This is a genomic window from Massilia arenae, from assembly GCF_008014745.1.
Lineage (GTDB): Bacteria > Pseudomonadota > Gammaproteobacteria > Burkholderiales > Burkholderiaceae_D > Telluria > Telluria arenae.
Genome location: NZ_VPFD01000016.1, coordinates 163,366 through 181,113 on the forward strand (window position 1 = coordinate 163,366; position 17,748 = coordinate 181,113).

Consider the following 17,748-nt stretch of genomic DNA (forward strand, 5'->3'; position numbering starts at 1 on the left):
GGTCCGCACCCCACCATGCTCATCGATATCGACGACCTCAAGAAACAACTCAACAGCACCGTAGCCAGCGAAGTCCTGGAAGCGGAGAAGGAGGCCATCGCGCTGCTGGAACAGGGCAATCTCGAAGCGGCCGACCTGCTCATCAGCGCCTATGCGGAAGGCGCGCCGCTGATCCGTCCGGACCGGATCAAGGAGTTCAAATACACGAAGATGGCGGCCGATCTCGGCTCGGATTTCTGTCGTTACTGGCTGGCCAAGCTGCAGCATGGGTCGAAGGATTATGCTGGCGCGATCGAGAACGCCACCAGGGCCCATGCCATGGGCATACCCTACGCGGCGACCTTGTTGGGCAAGATGATGCTGGCCGGCGAGGGCCAGCCGGCCAAGCCGCTCGACGCCCTGCAAATCCTGTCGGACAGCGTCGACAAGGACGAGAATACCGATGCCGCGCTCCTGATCGCACAAGTCTATATGGAAGAAAAGGTCGTTCTGCGCAATGCGCAAGGAGCTTATGACATTCTCCAGCGACTGGCTCACGTGTTCGAGCGCTCGGCGCCGGCCCTGCGCGCCGACTACCTGGCCTTCAAGGCGGAATCGATCCGGCTGGGCGCGGCCCCGGGACCTGGGGAGAGCTACGAACAGCTGATTTTCCAGGCGGCCGATCTCGGCAACGAATCGGCGGTCATCGCGCGCGGGAAACTGCAGACGGATAGGCTGGACCGCAAACTGAAAGCGGAGTGGGACGCCATCAGCCAATTCCATGCGATGGCCAAGAAATGGAAGATGTCCCTGAAAGTCGGCGTACTGACCGGAGCAGTTACGCAGAACAGATCATCTTTGTACAACAACAGCGATGGCCGCGTCGGCGTGACAAATTCTCGCGTGCGCGTGCTTACCCTGGTCACGGCCTCCGGTCAGGAATTTACCGTCACCGCGCATCGCAAGGGAACAGTGACGACCGGTCGGCGGTATGCCGTCGTTTACGTCGGTCCGCACGATAGCGATGAAGGGGTTCACGCCATGGTCTACAATTTGGAGAGCGGTGACGTCATCAAGACCTTGGGACATCCCCTGGAAACATACAAGGGTGGGACTTTCCAAGTATTGTTCTCGGCGGCAGGCGTCGTCATGTGGCTGGTCTTGTCCCTCTGGTTTGTCATCATGGTCATGGACCACTTTACCTTCGGCAGCTTCCTGCTCTGGCTGGTGTCGGCGACCGTCGCGTTGAAGTTGCTGATGTGGCCACTGACAGGTTATAAAAAGGGACTGGCCGATGCACGCGCCTTCTTCGAGACGCACCGCGACAAAATGATGTGAGGCGCGCTCAGCGCATCAGCGCCGTAAGTTCGGCCGCAATCTGCTGGCCCAGCGAATAGATGTGGAAGCCGTCGACGAAGCCGTGGTGGGCCTGTACCGAGAATGGCAGCACGAGCTTGCCGTCCGGACCGTCACGGAAGCGCCCCCAGGCCAGCGAAGGAATGTCCGAGCGGCCGACGCGCGTGGTCGGATGCTGGATCGAGGTGAACTCGAGCCAGGGAATGCAGGTAACGAACACCTGGTCCTTGGCGTCGCGCGGCGACAGGGTCGCATAACGCTGGTTCAGCCCCGTCATGCCCATCGCCGCGACACCGGCCGCGCGGCCGCGCGCGACGAATTCGCGCAGGTCGTCGGACCAGTCGAAGGTCGCGAAATTGAGGTCGTCGTTGAGGTTCTTGACGGTGAACGACGGAATCAGGCGCTCGATGCGGATCACTTCCTCGTCGTGGATGCGATAGCGGAAGTTCTCGATCTTCAGGACCGAGCGCAGCACCGCGCACAGAAGCACGTGGAAGGGCGCCAGGTCCTGCTCCTTGCACCAGGGCCGGAAATCCGGCAGCTCGAGCGGGAAGCACAGGTTGACCGACGGGCTGTCCATGCCGTCGAACAGCGCGAAACGGTCGCGCCGCTGTTCGAACTTGTCCATCTTACTTCGCCTTGTTCAGGCGGCTGTTGCGCATGCCGTAGCCGAAGTAGGCCACGACCGCCACCGCCATCCAGATGAAGAACACGCGGAAGGTGGCCGGCGACAGGTCTTTCATGATGTACAGGCAGGCCAGCACCGACAGGCCCGGGATCACGTAGGGGCCGAACGGCACGCGGAAGCCCGGTGGCGCATCCGCGCCCTGGCGCTTGCGGATCACCGGCACCGCGATCGAGACCACCATGAAGGCGGTCAGCGTGCCCATGCTCACCATATCCCACAGGAAGGTGGAGTCGACGCTGCCGGCCACCATGCCCACTACCACGCACACGATCATGGTGTTCTTCACCGGCGCCTTGGTGCGTGCGCTGACCTTCTGGAATACCTGCGGGATCAGGCCGTCGCGGCTGATCGCATACAGGATGCGGGTCTGACCGTAGATCGTCACCAGGGTCACCGAGAACACCGAGACCACCGCGCCGGCCGACAGCACCAGCGCCGGCCAGGCCTGGCCGGTCACGTTCTGCAGGATCACCGACAGGCCGGCCTGCTGGCCTTCGAACAGGTGGGCCGGCTGGGCGCCCATGGCCGCTACCGCGACCAGCATGTAGAACACGGTCACGATGATCAGGGCGGCCAGGATCCCGATCGGCACGTTGCGGCGCGGGTCCTTGACCTCTTCGCCGGCGGTGGCGATGGTGTCCAGGCCGATGAAGGAGAAGAACACGGTGCCGGCGGCGGCGGTCACGCCGGCCATGCCGGCATAGCCCGATGCCTCGTTGGTATTGAAGAATGGCTGGAAGTTGTTGGCGTCGAAACCGGTGAAGGCGATCGCCGCGAAGAACACCAGGATCGCCAGCTTGATGATCACCATGATGGCATTGGTGGTGGCCGACTCCTTGGCGCCGCGCACCAGCAGGAAGCCGCACAGGATCACCAGGATGATCGGCGGCAGGTTGATATTCCCCGGATGGAAGGTCACGGCATGGTGGTCCGAGACGAACATCGGAGAGCGAAGCTGCTCCGGTATCTGCCAGTTGAAGGCGTTGAGCAGGAAGTTGTTCAGGTAGTCGGACCAGCCGATCGAAGTCGCGCTGGCCGCCAGCCCGTATTCGAGCAGCAGGCAGGCGGCGACGATGAAGGCCGCGAATTCGCCCACGGTGGCGTAGGCGAAGGAATACGAGGAACCCGAGGCCGGCACGCGGCCGGCCAGTTCGGCGTAGCACAATGCCGTCAGGCCGGCGGTCAGCGCGGCCAGCAGGAAGGACAGGATGACCGCCGGACCGGCTTTCGGCACCGCTTCGACCATCGTGAAGAAGATGCCGGTGCCGATGGTGGCGCCGACGCCGATCATGATCAGCGGGAACAGGCCGAGCGAGCGATGCAGGCCGGGCAAGGCGCCGGCGACGCCGACGCTGGCGGTATCCTCATGGTGGGGTGCTGCCGATTTGGTACGTAACAGCTTCTGGCCCAGGGTCTGGTTCACGGCAAGTCCTTCGGTGCACGGTTGCGATCGCGGCACGCCAGCCGCAGCTCGACAGTCTCAAAATGAAGGAGCGATTATAGGGGACTACGCCCCCCTCGCAATAAATAGTTTAAATAAGGTGCATTCTCAGAGCATCTTTGATAGAATTTCTTCCGTTGACTTACCGTCGCCCGCAAACGAAGACCATCAGGCGGGTATTTTTTTAGCTTTAAACATGCTTTTAAACTGCATCTATAAGGACTTCCCATGATTTCTGCCGCTTCCCGCCCCTATATCGACGCTTCGGTTCCCGTCCTGCGCCAGCACGGTCCGGCCATCACGACCACCTTCTACGCCAATATGTTCAGGGCCCACCCGGAGCTGCGGAACCTGTTCAATATGGGTAACCAGGCCAGCGGCGTGCAGCAGCAGTCGCTCGCCTCGGCGCTGTTCGCCTACGCCGCCAACATCGACAACGCCGCCGCCCTCGGCCCGGTGGTCAGCCGCATCGTGCACAAGCACGTCTCGGTCGGCCTGACCGCCGCCCACTATCCGATCGTCGGCTTCCACCTGCTGGGCGCGATCAAGTCGACCCTGGGCGATGCCGCCGTCGACCCGCTGATGAAGGCATGGGAAGAAGCCTATGGCTCGCTGGCCAAGGTCTTCATCGATGCCGAAACGAAGATGTATGCGGATGCCGGCATCGAAGCGGGCTATCTGCGTCCGATGCGCGTGCTTGACGTCGTGCAGGAAAGCGAGAACGTGCTGTCGATCCGCTTCGTGCCGCAGGATGGCGAGCCGCTGCCGCCGTTCAAGGCCGGCCAGTACGTGAGCGTGGAAGCGATCTTCGACGACGGGTTCCGTCAGCTGCGCCAGTACAGCCTGTCGGATGCGCACGGCGTCGATTCGATGCGCATCTCGGTCAAGCGCGAGGAGGGCAACGACAACATCCCGGCCGGCGCCGTGTCGAACTGGCTGCACCGTAACGTGGAAGCGGGCGACATCCTGCAGGTCAGCTACCCGTTCGGCGACTTCCTGCCGGATACCGAGTCCGACGAGCCGGTGGTGCTGCTGTCGGCCGGCGTGGGCATCACGCCGATGATCGGCGCACTGAACCGCATCGCCCTGGTCAATCCGCAGCGCCGCGTGATCTTCGCGCACGCCGCGCGCTGCCCCGAGCATCACCCGCACCAGCGCGACATCGCCGCCGCCAAGGCGCGCATGCCGAACCTGGAAGTGGTGATCTTCCTTGAACAGGGCAACGCTCCCGGCACCCTGCCCGGCTTCATGGACCTGGCGCGCCTGCCGAAGTGGCCGCGCAGCGAGACCAACGTCTATATGTGCGGCCCGCTGCCGTTCATGCAGGCGCAATGGAATGCGCTGCTGGAAGACGGCGCCCCGGCGAGCCGCCTGCACCGCGAGGTGTTCGGCCCGGACCTGCTGGACAACCTGCTCTAATCGAGCAGGTGCACCCGGTCGCCAGTGATGCTGCGCTGGGCCGGGTGGCCGTACACGCGGATGCCGCCCGAGCCCGAGGTGCGGGCGAACAGCGATTGCTTGACGGTGGCGCGGATGCCGGCGGCGCCGCTGGCGCCGAGGTCGGCGTCTTGGGTTTTCAGGTCGGCCAGGTCGACGTTGGCCGAGCCGCTCACGCGGGCGCTCAGCGAGCGTACCGCGCCGCTGGCGTCAAGCGAGCTCGATCCGCTCAGCTCCAGGCGCGCATGATCCCCTTTCACCTGCCCCAGGCGCATGCGGCTCGATCCCGACAGGGTCGCGTCGATGCCGTCAGCCTGCAGGCGGCTAGCGTCCAGCAGGCCCGAGCCGCTGGAACGCGCATTCAGGTTGCCCACCTTGCCCGCGAGGCGCACCTCGGACGAACCGCTCCGGCGCACGTCGAGCGGCGCGCCATTCAAGTCGCTCACCTCGACGCGGGTGGCGCCGGAAGCGCGCACTTCACTCAGGCGCGGCGTGGTGTAGACGATACGCAGCGGCGTCTTGCTGCGCAGGCTCTTCTCGGAATAGATGCGCAGGGTGTCACCCTGGGTCTCGGTGCGGATCAGCGACAGCAGGTTGCTGTCCGCCTCCACCGCCAGCGACGGCGCCGGACCGACGCGCACCTCGACCGGCAGCGAACCGCTCACGTCCAGCGCCGCCAGCGCCTTGACCTCGCGCTGGTCGCGCGCGGCCACGCCATCGCCCTCCTTCGCATCGCTGCTCCACGCGGTGTGCACGCGGGTGTCTCCGTCGCCTGGGGCGACGATGATGGCGCAGCCGGAAAGAACGGCAAGGGAAGCGAGGGCGATGAGGGTACGCATGGCAGTCCAATCAGGTTGTTGTTCGAGTGATGCCACTCTAGCAAGCGCCCTCCCCGGTCGCCATCTGCATGCGACAAACTGCAAAAAAGGCGTGTTGGACGGCGCATGGACGGCGCGAATGGATTAGCCAAATAGCGTCTTGTGCTCGCGCGGCTGCGAACGCAGGTACTGCGGCGGCGCGAATACCTGGTCCCCCAGTTCGGCGGCCGCATGCCATGGCCAGCGCGGGTCGAACAGCATGGCGCGCGCCAGGCCGATCAGGTCGGCCTGGTCTTTCTGCAGGATGGTTTCCGCGTGCTGCGCTTCGGTGATCAGGCCGACGCCGATGGTCGGCAAGCCGGTTTCTTCCTTGATGCGTTCGGCGAAGCCGATCTGGTAGCCCGCGCCCAGCGCGATCTGCTGATGGGGCGAAACGCCGCCGCTCGAGACGTGGATGAAGTCGCAGCCGAGGCGTTTCAGCTCCTGTGCCAGGCGCACGCTCGCCTCCAGATCCCAGCCGCCTTCGACCCAGTCGGTTGCCGAGATGCGCATCCCGGCCGTCATCGACGGCACGGCCGCCCGTACCGCGGCGAAGACCTCCAGCGGGTAGCGCATGCGATTTTCGAGCGAACCGCCGTATTCATCGTCGCGGCGATTCGCCAGCGGCGACAGGAACTGGTGCAGCAGGTAGCCGTGGGCGCCGTGCAACTCGATCGCGTCCAGGCCCAGCGCATGGGCGCGTTGGGCAGCGGCGACGAAGGCGTCCTTCACGCGCGCCAGGCCCGCGGCGTCCAGCGCCAGCGGCGCCGGGTCACCTTCGGCATGCGGCACGGCGGACGGGGCCTCGGTCTGCCAGCCGCGCGGCTCATCGGGCTGGATCGCGGCTCCGCCCTCCCACGGTACCTTGGTCGAGGCCTTGCGGCCGGCGTGGGCCAGCTGGACGCCCAGCTTGATCGGGGAATGACGGCGGATCGCGGCGACGATCGGCGCCAGGGCATTCGCGTGCTCGTCCGACCACAGGCCCAGGTCATCCGGCGAGATGCGGCCTTCGGGCACGACGGCGGTGGCTTCCAGGATCAGGAGGGCGGCACCGGACAACGCCAGGTTCCCGAGGTGGATCATGTGCCAGTCGGTGGCCAGGCCATCGACGGCGGAGTACTGGCACATCGGGGCGATCACGATGCGGTTGGACAGCTCCAGCGAACCGAAGGAATAAGGGGAAAACAGCTTGCTCATGGTGACTCCTGCGTGTCGAGAAGGACAAGTCTAGTCCTGTCCACCGATTCGTGCAGGGCGCGAAAAAAAACGGGCCGCAGCCCGTTATGGTCAATCGATGCGCACCACCATGATCCCGGCGCGCAAGCCCACCCGCACGTCGGGGTTGGGGAACACGACCAGTTCCTCGTCGTGCTCGACCGTGTAGACCGTGTCGCCGTCGGAAGCGATCACCTCTCCCCGCTTCATCGGCGTGAAGTTCCAGGTCTCGCGGCCCACGCGCATGCTGAACGCATCGGACAGCTTCATGATCGAGCGCGCCGTCGCGAACACGTGCGGCGCCACCTTCGCTTCCCCGGCCGGCTGGCCGCGCAGCAAGCGCTCCAGCGCCTTCGACGCATCGGCGAACTGCGACAGGTCGTTCTGTCCCAGCGTGCCGACCCGCCCCAACTCGACCGTGGTGCCGGCCGCGCCGAGATGCTCGGACGTGAAATAGCTGTAGGTGCCGGCGGAGGCCGGATTCATGATGATGGCCTGGATCCCGGCCTCGCCCATCCACGCGATCAGGCTTTCGCGGGCCCGGTCCTCGATCAGCTCCGGCACGATCGCGAACATCGGATAGTGCGAAGGCCGGATCGCCGTGTGCAGGTCGAGGTGCCAGCGCTGCGGCCCGCTGCCTTCGAAAAAGGCACGGGTGACGTCGATCAGCACGTCGGCGCGGCCAGCCTCGAAAGTGCCGGCCAGCGAACCACGCTCCAGACGGAACATCCGGTTCAGGTCCGCATCGATGAAGCGCTTGGCCGAACGGATCGCATCGATATTCCCGACGCACAGCATCAGGTCCACCGCCAGCGCTTCCGGCGTGCGCGACAGCGCCTCGACCAAGTACGCGAGCATCTCGATCGGTCCGGTTTCGTCGCCATGCACGCCGACCGACACCAGCACGCTGGGTCGGCCGGCATCCGGCGTCGCCGCCTTGACGGTCAGCACGCCGGAGGCCGGCTGAGCGACCGCAAAGCCGGCGCTTTCGAAGCGCTGCGCGACCGAGGCGAAATCCGCCTCGGCCAGCGCGCGCACTGCTTCAGGCAATGCGCTCACGACTCAAGCCGCCAAACGCTCTGGGCTCAGGCCTTCGGACAAGGCCCACACGTCCAGCATCGCCTGTTCCAGGTCGGCCGGCTGGGCGAAGCCGGTCAGGCCGCGCGCGGCCATCACTTCTTCCACCGCCGCTTCCACATTGCCATCCTGGCCCGCACGCTCGATCACCTGCAGCAGCAGGCGCTGCTGGGCGCGGCGCAGCGACTGCAGCGCGTAGTTGCGCAGCTGTTCCTGCGACTTGCTCTGCGCCGGCAGCTTCAGGCCCAGTTCCAGCGTATCGATGCCCACCTTCTGGCGCAGCACGGTGCCGATCTGCAGGAACTGCAGCAGGGTCATGCCGCTTGGACGCTGCACCGACACGGCAGCGAACAGGAACGAGGCCTGCGATTCGATGATCTCGACCGCCTTCCAGGCCGCAGCGAACGGCACCGGCAGGCCGGTGTGGCCGTCGGCTTCCGAACGGATCTGCGGCGCCTGGCTCCCGTCGGCCTCGGCGAACAGGGTCGACAGTTCCTTGAGGCCTTCCGAGTTGGCCGGCAGCGACAGCACGCCTTCGACGGTGGCGCGCAGCATCGCGCGGCTGCGGTTGTCGACCGAGACCGACACGTCGCGCGGCACCACCAGGGCGTCATGGTCGAGCGCATCGAATACCGGCGCCAGGTGCAGGGCCGCCCAGGCACGCGCCCATGCCTTGACCACTTCGGTCTCGTCGATGCGGTGTTCCAGCGCCAGGTCGCGCAGTGTCAACGGGCCGCAGCGGTTGACCGCTTCGTTGGCCAGCACGGTGGCCAGGATGGTGTTGGCCAGCGGATGATCCAGTGGATCGCGGGTCGCGACCAGCTGGGCCGGGAAGTAAGGACGCAGCAGCGAGTCTGCCCATGCTTCGCCCGTCAGCTCGAGCGCGGCCAGGGTGCGCTTGAAGCGGTTCTTGACGTTGGCGATCACCACCGCCAGCTCCGGCGCCGTCAGGCCCAGGCCCAGCGACTTGCGGCGCTGCAGCTCGACGTCCGTCGGCAGCTGTTCCAGCTCGCGCGAAACGGCGCCTTCGGCTTCCAGGTTGCCGATCAGGGTGATGTAGCCGTCGACCACCGCGCTATTGGCCTGCGCCTGCACTTCGCGCGTCAGCAGGTGGGTTTGCAGCGTATTGTCGCGCAGGACCAGGCGCTCGATCTCGCCCGTCATCTCGTTCAGGATGCGGTTACGGTCGGCTTCAGGCAGCTTGCCGGCATTGACTTCGGTGTCGAGCCAGATCTTGACGTTGACTTCGTGGTCGGAGCAATCCACGCCGGCCGAGTTGTCGATCGCATCGGTGAAGATGCGGCCACCGGCGAGCGCGAACTCGATACGGCCGGCTTGGGTCGCGCCCAGGTTGCCGCCCTCGGCAACCACCTTGCAGCGCAGTTCGTTGCCGTTGACGCGGATTGCGTCGTTGGCGCGGTCCTTCACCTGGGCGTGGGTCTCGGTCGAGGCCTTGATATAGGTGCCGATGCCGCCGTTATAGAACAGGTCGACCGGCGCCTTGACGATGCGGTGCATCAGTTCCTGCGGTGGCAGCGAGGTTTCCTCAATGCCCAGCACTTCGCGGATCTGCGGCGACAGCTCGATCGAGCGGGCGTTGCGCGGGTACACGCCGCCGCCAGCCGAGATCAGGTTCTTGTCGTAGTCTTCCCACGACGAGCGTGGCAGCGCGAACATGCGCTCGCGCTCCTTGAACGACACTTCGACATCCGGGGTCGGATCCAGGAAGATGTGGCGGTGGTCGAAGGCCGCCACCAGTTTCAGCTGGCGCGACAGCAGCACGCCGTTGCCGAACACGTCGCCCGACATATCGCCGACGCCGGTCATGGTGATCGGGTTGTTGGCCAGGTCGTGGCCCAGTTCGTAGAAGTGGCGCTTGACCGCTTCGAACGCGCCCTTGGCGGTGATGCCCATCTTCTTGTGGTCGTAGCCGTTCGAACCGCCCGAGGCGAAGGCGTCGCCCAGCCAGAAGCCGCGTTCGACGGCGATGCTGTTGGCGATGTCGGAGAAGGTCGCGGTGCCCTTGTCGGCCGCCACCACCAGGTAAGGGTCATCGCCGTCATGGCGCGCGGTGGCGCTTGGGGCCACGATCTCGCCCTGCACGCGGTTGTCGGTCACTTCCAGCAGGCTGGCGATGAACAGGCGATAGACTGCTTCGCCTTCGGCCGCCACCACTTCGCGCGGGGCGCCGGTCGGCATCTGCTTGCACACGAAGCCGCCCTTCGAGCCGGCAGGGACGATGACGGCGTTCTTGACCATCTGCGCCTTCACCAGGCCCAGCACCTCGGTGCGGTAGTCTTCCATGCGGTCCGACCAGCGCAGGCCGCCGCGGGCGACCGGGCCGCCGCGCAGGTGCACGCCTTCGAAGCGGCGCGAGAACACATAGATCTCGCGGAAGGGACGCGGCTCCGGCGCCAGCGCCAGGTTGCTGGTGTCGACCTTGAAGATGATCTTCTCGCCGCTGTTCTGGAAGTAGTTGGTGCGCACGGTGGCCAAGGCCAGGTCGACCAGCGCGCCCATGATCTCTTCGGTGTCGGCGTGGTTCACGCTCGGCAGGCCGGTCTTGAGGGTGTACAGCTTGCTGCTGCCTTCGTTGCGTTGCTCTTCGCTCAGGCTCGGGTCGAAGCGCCCGATGAAGCCGGCGACGAATTCCTTCACCAGGGCCGGCTGGGTGCGCAGGGTCTCGGCCATGTAGCGCACCGAGAACTTCGAGCCCAGCTGGCGCCAGTAGCTGATGTAGGCGCGCACCAGCTGCACTTCGCGCAGCGACAGGCCGCCTTCGATGGTCAGGCCGTTCATGCGGCCGTCTTCGGCCTCGTCGTTGAACAGGGCGCTGAACAGCTGCTCGGCCACCTGGGGGATGCCCGGCTTGGCAAGCTTGGCCGCGCTCTCTGCATCGACCGTCAGCGCGGTCACGTAGCGGCGCACGCCATCCAGGCCGGTGTGGCGGTAGGTCTGCTCGCGGTCGACCGCGATGCCGGCGTTCTGCAGAGCCGGCAAGATGCGCGACAGCGACGGCACGGTCTCGCTCGAATACAGGCGGATCGAGGCGCCGGCGGCGTCATCGTGTTCGATGCGCGCGGTCACGCGGTCCGGGCGGCATTTGGTCAACAGCGCGTGCACGTCGCGGAACGCGGTTTCGGGCGTGGTCGCGGTGACGAAGTTGACCGGCAGGGTCGGCACGATCTTGCGCATCAGGCTGCGCTGGCGGCTTTCGTCGACCGAGTTGATCAACTCGGCGAAGCGGTCATGCCAGCCATCGAGCACGCCCAGCAGCGGACGCTGGATATCGCTTTCCAGGTCGAGCGGGTAGCGCGCGGCGTGGGCGGTCAGGTAGACGCGCGCCAGCGGGCCGTCGGCCACCAGGGTCTGGACGTCGACGTCGCGCGCGCCCGAGCTTTCCTTCAGGGCGGCGGCCAGGCTGGATGCAACGGCGGCGCTGAAACGCTCGCGCGGCAGGTAGACCAGCACGTTCAGGTGGCGCTGGTAGACGTCGCGGCGCGCGAACACCTTGGCGCGCGGCTGCTTGTACAGCGAGACCACGGCGCCGCAGACTTCGGCCAGCCATTCCGGCTCGGCTTCCAGCGCTTCGGTGCGCGGCAGCGATTCGAGGATCTCGATGAATTTCTCGGCGCGGAAGCCTTCCTGGCGCACGCCGGCGATGGAGAGCACCTTGGCCACGCGGCCGCGCGCGAACGGCAGGCGCGCCAGCGGGGTCGAGGTGGCGGCGCGGGTGAACAGGCCGATGAAGCAGTGCTCGCCCAGGATCTTTCCTTGCGCATCCAGGTCGCGCACCCCGATGAAGTCCAGCGGCGCATCACGGTGCAGGGTGCCGGCCACGTCGGCCTTGACGATCGACAGGTTCTCGGCGCGCAGCGACAGGGTTTCGAAGTCGCCCGGGATGCTGGCCAGGCAGGTGCCGTAGACCGGGTGCGCGGTGTCCTTCAGCACGCCGATGCGGCTCGGAATATCGCGTTCGAGTTCGCGCGCGCCCGGCTTGACGACATAATAGGCGTAGCCGAACGGCTCGAAGCCCTCGTTCTTGGCCCACTCGAGGAAGGCCGCGACTTCCTGGCCTTCCGGGGTGCCGGCGGCAGCGGCGGCGGCGGCGACTGCCGTCATGCGGTCGCCCATGGCGACGGCGTCGCGCTGCACGGTGGCGGCGTCGTTGGCGACCATGCGCAGGCGCGCGGTCAGCTTGTCCAGTTCTTCGAACTGCAGTTCATCGTTCAGCAGGCACAGGACGATCGATTCCAGCGGGCTGCCGGCTTCGCCGACGGCGACGAAGGCGCCATTGGCGTCGCGGCGCACCGGCAGCACGGCGTTCATCACGCCGGCGGCGGTCAGGCGCTCTTTGCGCAGGGCCATGACGAAGGAGTCGACCAGGTAAGGACGGTCGTCGTTCAGAATCAAGAGTGCGGTGGCGGTGCCGCCGCGGCCGTCCAGGTAGCGCATGGTGGCGATCTGCGCGCCGGGGCCGCTGCGCTGGGCCAGTTGCGAGAACCCTTCCACCAGCACCGGCGCCAGGCTTTGCGGCGCGGTGCCGGCCAGGTCTTCGTCGTCGAGCGATCCGATCCAGGCGGCGGTCAGGGCATTGACCTGGGCGCTGTCGGCGGACTGGTTGGCGTTGACCAGCGCGAGCGTCTGGTTGCGCAGATCGTTGGGCATGTCTTTCATCTTGCTTCTCCAAAGTTGTGTGCCTGGTGCGTCGACAGCTCGTGGCCCGACGCGGCCCTGCTTATACAGGGCAGGGATCTTCCCGCCCGAATACTACATCGTTACCAATCGTACAGCCCCGGCAGTCCGAGGATGCGGGTGAGTTCTTCCAGTGCAGCCGCGCATTCCAGCGCCAGCTGCGGGTCGGCCAGGTCCTGGGGCTCGACGCGGTCGCGGTAATATTGCTCGACCCAGGCGACCAGCCGCGCATACAGCGCCTCGGTCATGATCACGCCCTGGTGCATGGCGGCGGCTTCCTCGTCGGTCAGCACCACGCGCAGGCGCAGGCAGGCAGGTCCGCCGCCGTTGCGCATGCTCTGGCGGAGGTCGAATTCGACCAGCTCGTTGATCGGGCCGCCGCTGGCGACCAGGCCGGCCAGGTAATTCGACACGGCTGCGTTTTCGCGGCATTCGTGCGGCACCACCAGCGCCATGCGACCGTCCGGCTTCGAGAGCAGCTGGCTGTTGAACAGGTAGCTGGCCACGGCGTCGGCCACCGGCACCTGGCTGCTCGCCACGCGCACCGACTGCAGCTCGGTATCGACGCCGGCCAGGGCGCGCCGCAGCGCGTCCAGGGTGCCCGCTTCGTCGGCGAACGCCTGCTCGTGATGGAACAGCACGTTGCCGTTGCCGACCGAGATCACGTCGTTGTGGAACACGCCCTGGTCGATCACGTCAGGATTCTGGGCGGCGAACACGGTGCGCGCCGGGTCCAGGCCGTGCAGGCGCGCGATGGCCTGCGAGGCCTCGAGCGTCTGGCGCGCCGGGTATTTCTTCGGCGCCGGGGCCGACGGATCGAACTCCACGCGGCCATAGACGAAGAATTCGACGCCGGGCGCGCCATGGCTGGCGGCGAAGCGCGTGTGGTTGGCGGCGCCCTCGTCGGCGAAGGCCGGCACCGACGGCAAGGTGTCGTGCACCACGAAGCGATTGCTGTCGGCGAAGATCGCGCGCAGGGTGCGGGTTGCCTGCAGATGCTCTTCGGAGCGGTGCAGCTTGTTGTTCAGGTTCGCGGCAGTAAAGTGCACGCGGCCGTCGAGCGAGTCGGCCGACGGGCTCACGGTGCCGGCATTCGCGGTCCACATCGGCGCGGCCGACCAGGCGCAGGCCAGGATCACCGGCGCTTCGCGCCAGGCGCGCCCCAGCACGTCGGCATCGGTGCCCGAAAAACCCAGGCTGCGCAGCAGGCGGAAGTTCGGACGACCCTGCGGCGGCATCACCGCCTGGGCGAAACCGCGCGCGGCCAGTTCGCGCATCTTGGCCAGGCCCTGCAGCGCGGCCTGGCGCGGATTCGAGGCCGCGCGCACGTTGTTGAACGAGGCGACGTTGCCGAACGAGAGGCCGGCATAGTTGTGCGACGGGCCGACCAGGCCGTCGAAGTTGAATTCACGGGCGTCGCGCATGCTCAGGCTCCTTGCCCCGGGAAGGCCAGGCCGGGCGACAGCTTGGCCGGCATTTCCAGTGCTGCGGTCTCGATCGAGGCCACCGGATAGGCGCAGTAGTCGGCCGCGTAATAGGCGCTCGGACGGTGGTTGCCCGACTTGCCGACGCCGCCGAACGGCGCCGAGCTGGCCGCGCCCGTGGTCGGACGGTTCCAGTTGACGATGCCGGCGCGGGCGCGCACGGCAAACCGCTTCCACAGTTCTTCCGACGGCGACAGCAGCGCGGCAGCCAGGCCGAATTCGGTGGCATTCGCCACGCGCAGGGCGTCGTCGAAGTCGTTCACGCGGATCACCTGCAGCAGCGGGCCGAACCACTCTTCGTCGGGGATGCCTTGCGCATCGGTGGTGTCGACGATGCCGGCCGTGACGAAGCCGGCGTTCGTATCGAGCTGGCGCATCTGCAGCAGGATCTTTCCACCTTTCGTCGCCATATCGGCCTGCGCCTGCACCAGGCGCGCTGCAACGGCGCTCGAGACCACCGGTCCCATGAACGGCTGCGGCTCGGCATTCGACGGGCCAACCTGCAACTGGGCTGCCACTTCGACCAGGCGCTTCAGGAAGACCTGCCCTGCCTCGTTATCCTGGATGACCAGGCGGCGCGCGCAGGTGCAGCGCTGGCCGGCCGAGATGAAAGCCGACATCACGGTGTGATGAACGGCGGCGTCGATATCTTCGACGCCCCACACCACCAGCGGATTGTTCCCGCCCATTTCCAGCGCCAGCATCTTGCCCGGCTGGCCGCCGAACTGCTTGTGCAGGGCCGCGCCGGTCTGGCTGCTGCCGGTGAACAGCACGCCATCGATCAGCGCTTCCTGGCCCAGCGCGATGCCGGTCTCGCGGCCGCCGTTGACGAGATTGAGCACGCCCTTCGGCAGGCCGGCCTTCTCCCACAGCTCGACGGTTTTCACCGCCGTGCGCGGCGCGTATTCGCTCGGCTTGAACACGACGGTATTCCCGGCGATCAGGGCCGGCACGATGTGACCGTTCGGCAGGTGGCCGGGGAAGTTATACGGGCCGTAGACGGCGAACACGCCGTGCGGACGGTGACGCAGCACGGCATTGCCGTCGGCGACCTTGGCCTGGCTTTCCCCGGTGCGCGCGCCGTAAGAAAGGACAGAAATGTCGATCTTGTTGGCCATGGTGGCCACTTCGGTGCGCGCTTCCCACAGCGGTTTGCCGACTTCCTCGGCGATGGTCGCCGCCAGTTCCTCGGCATTTTCTTTCAGCAGGTCGCGAAAGCGCGTTGCGATGGCGATGCGTTCGTCGAGCGAGGTCAGTGCCCAGGCTTCAAAGCCGGCATGCGCAGCGGAAGCGGCGCGCGTCACGTCCTGGGCCGTCGATTCATTGCTGGTCCAGGTCTGGCTGCCGGTCGACGGATCGATGGTCGCCAGTTCGCGACCGCTGCCGGCGAGCCACTCGCCGTTGATGTAGTTCGAAAGATTAGCCATGGGAAGTCTTCCTGGTATTGAGTGTCAGGGTACGCACGTTGTCGCCCGCCTGACAGCGCAGCTGCGCCAGCTCGGCGGGGTTCAGGACCACGCTGGTGGCGCCCGGCACGGCGCGGGTCAGGATCATCCTGAAGTCGTCGAGGCGCGTGTTCGATACCAGCATGTGCTCGGTGTCCGGCGCCGCTTCCTCGTCCGCCAGGCCTTCGGCCGCCACCGCCAGCACGCTGTCGCGCACCGCGCGCAGCTCGGACACGCGGCCTTGCAGCACCGGACCGGCGTCGAAGATGTCGACATAACCTTCGTAGTACATGCCCTCTTGCTCCAGCAGGCGGCGCGCCGGCTGGGTCGAGGTGTGCACCTTGCCGATCACGTCGACCGCCGACTGCGGCAGGTAGTCGACATACAGCGGCTGGCGCGGCATCAGTTCGGCGATGAAGGATTTCTTGCCGATCGCGGTCAGGCCGTCGACGTGGTTGAAATCCATCTTGAAGAAGTGGCGGCCCAGGCCTTCGTAGAACGGCGAATCGCCGGCCTCGTCCTGGTAGCCGCGCATCTCGGCGATGATTTTTTCGGTGAACAGGTGCTGGAACTGGGCGATGAACAGGAAGCGGCTCTTGGACAGCCACTTGCCGTTGAAGCCGGCGCGGTACTGCGGCAGCAGGAACAGCGAGCACAGTTCGGTCGAGCCGGTGAGGTCGTTCGACAGGTACAGCGTCTCCATCCGGGTGAACACGTTCAGCTCGCGGCTGCAGTGCACCAGGGTGCCGATGCGGTAGTTGTAGAACGGCTCGGTCAGGCCGACCGCGCCCTTGATGGCGCACACGCCGGCGATGCTGCCGTCTTCAGTGTGCTCCAGCACGAACATATAGTCGCGCTTCTCCGGCACGATGGTTTCGGCGAACGAGGCTTCCGACGTCGCCAGGCGCTGGCCCAGCATCTCCGGATCGGGTTTCAGGGTGGTCATGCCGCTGCCGGCCTGGCGCGCCATTTCCATCAGGGCGTCGAGGTCGGACAGTCTGGAAGAACGGATCACGAGCATGCTGGTTCTCCCTGGATGCGCACGCACACCACCTCGTCGCCGGCCGAGACGCCCAGCGCCTGCTGGACCTCGCGCGGCAAGTCGATGCTGTGCGCATGTTCGATCGGTGCACAGCGCACGGTCACGGCGCGGAAACCGTTGTCGACGCTGGCGACGGCGTAGTCGACGGGGCCGATGTCGGGTGCATGAGCCGGCGCATGAGCAGGCCCTGCGCCCACGCGCAGCTTGTGCGAGGCGCAGAACGAGCGCAGCGCGTTCTTGTGTGCCTGCAGGATCGGGCCGCCGTCGAAGATGTCGATGTATTCGTCGGCCTCGAAACCTTCTTGCGCCAGCAGGTCGAAGGCCATCTGGCCGCCCGGATGGATCTGGCCCAGCGCGGCCTGGGCGTCGCCCGGCAGCAGCGGCACGTAGACCGGATAGTGCGGCATCAGCTCGACGATCAGGGTGCGGTTGCGGGCGCCCTCGATCAGGCGCTCGGCCTCGAGGAAGTCCATCTTGAAGAACTTGCGGCCCAGCGCATTCCAGAACGGCGACTGGCCGTCGGAATCGAGGCGCCCGGCCAGCGGCACGAAGAAGCGGTCGCCGAAACGGTGCGGCGCCAGCATGGCGTACAGCAGGCGCGCGCGCGACAGCAGCGCGGCCTCGATGCCGGCGCTGTCGCGGTGGCGCAAGAAGAAACCGGACAGCTGCGAATAGGCGGTGAGCTCAGAGCACAGGGTCAGCGCGTGCACGCTGTGGCTGATGTTCAGGTCGCGCGAGACCTGCTGGATCACGTCGTTGCGGAACGCGAAATAGGTGCCGTTCGAGCCGGCCGAGGCGTGGATGATGGCGGTGCCGACCACTTCGCGCGAGCGCAGGTCTTCCAGCACGAACAGATACGACTCTTCGCTCGGGATATCGATCTGGGCCGCGAACGAGGCGAGCGAGCGCTCGACCGCGGCGACTATGCCTTCACGCGTGCGCGGGAGCGTGTGCACGCCCGGCATCGAGATGGCCGCCATCGCTTCCAGCGCGCCGATATCCGCGCGATCTACCGGACGGACAACATACATT

12 protein-coding genes are annotated in these 17,748 nt (G+C 66.3%); 2 read left to right on the top strand and 10 right to left on the bottom strand.

The genetic code is table 11. The features are described 5' to 3' along the window. Positions 1-15 precede the first annotated feature (15 nt). Entirely contained in the window at positions 16-1,317 is a 1,302-nt protein-coding gene (locus FVD38_RS15915; RefSeq protein ID WP_147935710.1) for a tetratricopeptide repeat protein, read from the top strand. Between the two features lie 7 nt (positions 1,318-1,324). Here the strand turns inward: FVD38_RS15915 and FVD38_RS15920 are convergent, their stop codons facing one another. Beyond that, positions 1,325-1,963, bottom strand: coding sequence for a CatA-like O-acetyltransferase (locus tag FVD38_RS15920; protein ID WP_147935711.1), 639 nt, complete (start codon positions 1,961-1,963; stop codon positions 1,325-1,327). 1 nt (position 1,964) lies between these two features. Continuing rightward, positions 1,965-3,446 carry an APC family permease gene (locus tag FVD38_RS15925; RefSeq protein ID WP_147935712.1) on the bottom strand — a complete coding sequence of 494 codons (1,482 nt, stop codon included), beginning with the start codon at positions 3,444-3,446 and terminating at the stop codon, positions 1,965-1,967. A 246-nt stretch (positions 3,447-3,692) separates the two neighbouring features. Between FVD38_RS15925 and FVD38_RS15930 the strand changes: the two genes are divergently transcribed. Then, positions 3,693-4,883, top strand: a complete 1,191-nt coding sequence (locus FVD38_RS15930) for a globin domain-containing protein (protein WP_147935713.1) — start codon at positions 3,693-3,695, stop codon at positions 4,881-4,883. On the opposite strand, the gene FVD38_RS15935 is transcribed toward FVD38_RS15930, so the two are convergent. The 8 genes from FVD38_RS15935 to FVD38_RS15970 all read right to left on the bottom strand — a co-directional run bounded on the left by FVD38_RS15935 (position 4,880) and on the right by FVD38_RS15970 (position 17,747). After that, on the bottom strand, positions 4,880-5,740 hold the full coding sequence (locus FVD38_RS15935) for a head GIN domain-containing protein (RefSeq protein ID WP_147935714.1): 861 nt from the start codon (positions 5,738-5,740) through the stop codon (positions 4,880-4,882). The genes FVD38_RS15930 and FVD38_RS15935 overlap by 4 nt on opposite strands. A 123-nt stretch (positions 5,741-5,863) precedes the next feature. Continuing rightward, on the bottom strand, positions 5,864-6,955 hold the full coding sequence (locus FVD38_RS15940; RefSeq protein ID WP_147935715.1) for an NADH:flavin oxidoreductase/NADH oxidase: 1,092 nt from the start codon (positions 6,953-6,955) through the stop codon (positions 5,864-5,866). A 90-nt stretch (positions 6,956-7,045) separates the two neighbouring features. Then, entirely contained in the window at positions 7,046-8,032 is a 987-nt protein-coding gene (locus FVD38_RS15945; RefSeq protein WP_147935716.1) for a succinylglutamate desuccinylase, read from the bottom strand. A 3-nt stretch (positions 8,033-8,035) separates the two neighbouring features. Further along, complete coding sequence (locus tag FVD38_RS15950; protein ID WP_147935717.1) at positions 8,036-12,727, bottom strand: NAD-glutamate dehydrogenase domain-containing protein; 4,692 nt, start codon at positions 12,725-12,727, stop codon at positions 8,036-8,038. Positions 12,728-12,828: 101 nt separating this feature from the next. Next, positions 12,829-14,169 (bottom strand): N-succinylarginine dihydrolase, encoded by a 1,341-nt coding sequence (gene astB, locus FVD38_RS15955; RefSeq protein WP_147935718.1) that lies wholly within the window; start codon positions 14,167-14,169, stop codon positions 12,829-12,831. A 2-nt stretch (positions 14,170-14,171) separates the two neighbouring features. Next, positions 14,172-15,656, bottom strand: a complete 1,485-nt coding sequence (gene astD, locus FVD38_RS15960; RefSeq protein ID WP_147935719.1) for a succinylglutamate-semialdehyde dehydrogenase — start codon at positions 15,654-15,656, stop codon at positions 14,172-14,174. After that, complete coding sequence (gene astA / locus FVD38_RS15965) at positions 15,649-16,695, bottom strand: arginine N-succinyltransferase (RefSeq protein WP_147935720.1); 1,047 nt, start codon at positions 16,693-16,695, stop codon at positions 15,649-15,651. Before astA ends, astD begins: the two co-directional genes overlap by 8 nt. Then, on the bottom strand, positions 16,686-17,747 hold the full coding sequence (locus FVD38_RS15970) for an arginine N-succinyltransferase (protein WP_147935721.1): 1,062 nt from the start codon (positions 17,745-17,747) through the stop codon (positions 16,686-16,688). The genes astA and FVD38_RS15970 overlap by 10 nt, the downstream gene beginning before the upstream one ends. Position 17,748: the final 1 nt, after the last annotated feature.

Excerpts from the sequence above, each read along its gene's own strand:
- FVD38_RS15930 (WP_147935713.1), top strand. The coding sequence starts at position 3,693 with ATGATTTCTGCCGCTTCCCGCCCCTATATCGACGCTTCGGTTCCCGTC.
- FVD38_RS15935 (WP_147935714.1), bottom strand. The coding sequence starts at position 5,740 with ATGCGTACCCTCATCGCCCTCGCTTCCCTTGCCGTTCTTTCCGGCTGC.
- FVD38_RS15915 (WP_147935710.1), top strand. The coding sequence starts at position 16 with ATGCTCATCGATATCGACGACCTCAAGAAACAACTCAACAGCACCGTA.
- FVD38_RS15940 (WP_147935715.1), bottom strand. The coding sequence starts at position 6,955 with ATGAGCAAGCTGTTTTCCCCTTATTCCTTCGGTTCGCTGGAGCTGTCC.
- FVD38_RS15970 (WP_147935721.1), bottom strand. The coding sequence starts at position 17,747 with ATGTATGTTGTCCGTCCGGTAGATCGCGCGGATATCGGCGCGCTGGAA.
- astB (WP_147935718.1), bottom strand. The coding sequence starts at position 14,169 with ATGCGCGACGCCCGTGAATTCAACTTCGACGGCCTGGTCGGCCCGTCG.
- FVD38_RS15950 (WP_147935717.1), bottom strand. The coding sequence starts at position 12,727 with ATGAAAGACATGCCCAACGATCTGCGCAACCAGACGCTCGCGCTGGTC.
- astD (WP_147935719.1), bottom strand. The coding sequence starts at position 15,656 with ATGGCTAATCTTTCGAACTACATCAACGGCGAGTGGCTCGCCGGCAGC.
- FVD38_RS15920 (WP_147935711.1), bottom strand. The coding sequence starts at position 1,963 with ATGGACAAGTTCGAACAGCGGCGCGACCGTTTCGCGCTGTTCGACGGC.
- astA (WP_147935720.1), bottom strand. The coding sequence starts at position 16,695 with ATGCTCGTGATCCGTTCTTCCAGACTGTCCGACCTCGACGCCCTGATG.